The sequence below is a fragment of the bacterium endosymbiont of Bathymodiolus sp. 5 South genome (assembly GCF_900128535.1).
GTDB lineage: Bacteria > Pseudomonadota > Gammaproteobacteria > PS1 > Pseudothioglobaceae > Thiodubiliella.
This window is the reverse complement of the sequence record NZ_FQTR01000233.1, coordinates 1-2091: the sequence shown is the minus strand read 5'-3', so window position 1 is coordinate 2091 and position 2091 is coordinate 1. Positions and strand designations below refer to the sequence as shown.

Here is a 2091-nt window from a genome sequence, read left to right as displayed (position 1 = left end):
GGTAACTATTATGAAATTCAACCAGCAACTAGAACAATTATTAAAAACCCTGAGTCAATTCACCGATGCAGAAGGGGAATTACTCAAGCAAAATGTTAAACACAGTGCCGAAAAATTTGACCCTGAATTAATCAAATTACTACTCAATGACCCAGACAGCAAAGCCCATTTTTTTGATGAAATAGATACTGCCACAATCTTTAATTACCGTAAGTTTATTGATTACATTGATGACAAAAACTTTTTGCTTGACAGTTATACCAAGTTTTCTAATAAAGTCGGTTTGACTATTTCCAACAAACATATGAAACAAATTAATGAGGTGGTGGTGTCTTTTCCCTTTAAAGATTGTGTGCTTGAGGGCGGGCAATCCAAAGACGACGAGAAATGCAAAGAAATATTTTTTAACGAAGTGCTTGCAAAAGATGAAATTAACCGCTTGCTAGATAAAAAAGTAATCACAAATGCAAGAAAATACACACAAGATGGTGCCAGTGATGAGGTGGATTTTAAGCGAGATGAAAACGGCTTGATTAAAGATAATCTAATTATCAAAGGCAATAATCTTTTGGCATTGCACACACTAAAAAGCAATTTTGCTGGAAAAGTAAAACTGATTTACATCGACCCGCCGTATAACACAGGCAACGACAGTTTTAATTATAACGATAATTTTAATCATTCCACTTGGCTTACTTTTATGAAAAACCGCCTTGAAGTCGCACGGGATTTGTTGAGTGAAGATGGGGTTATTTTTGTGCAGTGCGATGATAACGAACAGGCTTATTTAAAGGTGTTGATGGATGAGATTTTTGAGCGGGATAATTTTGTTAATAATATTATTTGGCATAAAAAAAATGTTGTTCAAAATGATGCCAAGTACTTTAATGAAAACCATGACCATATTTTAGTTTTTTGCAAAATTAAAACTCATTGGAAACCCAACCTACTAAAAAGAACAAAAGAAATGGATGCACGATATAGCAATCCAGATAACGACCCAAAAGGAAAGTGGACTAGTGTTGCCTTGCAAGCAAAAAGTGGAACGAAAGATAATGTATATAAAATAGAATTTCCTAATGGGGTTGAGTGGTCTCCAGTAGAAGGTACATACCCAAGATTAAATAAACAATCTTTACAATTAGCATATGATGAGAATAGATTGTGGTTTGGTAAAACTGGAACAAATATACCACGATTAAAAAAATATTTAAACGAAGTAAAGAAGGGGCTAATATCAAATACTATTTTTGCTAATGAATCTAGTGGCTCTACACAGCAAGGAAAGGAAGAATTAAAAAAAATATTAAAGCAGAATATATTTACAACCCCAAAGCCAGAAAAGTTACTAGAAAAAATTATTCAAATAGCCACAAAAAAAGGCGACCTAGTCCTTGATTACCACCTAGGCAGTGGCACGACTTGCGCCGTGGCTCATAAAATGGGACGGCAATACATTGGCATTGAACAAATGGATTATATCGAGGATATTGCCGTTAAAAGAATGCAAAAAGTCATCGGTACAACAGTCAAAAAAGACGGCGAATTATTAGAAAGTTTGGACTTTGATAGTGGCGGTATTAGTAAAAGCGTGGACTGGCAAGGGGGTGGCGAATTTATTTATTTTGAATTGGATAAATACAACCAAAAATATATTGACAAACTGAACGCCATCAAGCAAGGACACGGCACAGCAAAAACCATAGAACAGTTATACGATGAAATTACCAAACACGCTTTTTTAAATTATGATGTTGAAAGTGAAAAGCTTTTGGCCAGTAAAAAAGATTTTGAAAAATTAAGTTTAGCCAATCAATTAGAATTTTTATTTTCAATTCTTAACAAAAACCAACTGTACAAAAATCTAGCAGAAATTGACGACAAAGATTTGACTGTAGATGAAAAGACCAAGCACTTAAACAACGATTTTTACCATGAATAAGCTCACTCTACAAGATGAATTGACCGAGTTTTTGCTTTATAACGATGGCAATGGCGATATTCGGGTAGAGACTTATTTACATAATGAAACGCTATGGCTTTCGCAAGTAAAAATTGCCCAATTATTTGGGGTGCAAGTGCCTGCGATTA

The 2091-nt window shown here is 34.4% G+C and carries 1 protein-coding gene; it reads left to right on the top strand.

The features are described from left to right. Positions 1 to 1942 (top strand): DNA methyltransferase (locus BBROOKSOX_RS10375; RefSeq protein ID WP_180324001.1); only part of this gene is annotated, 1942 nt, incomplete at its 5' end. Between the last annotated feature and the right edge of the window lie 149 nt (positions 1943 to 2091).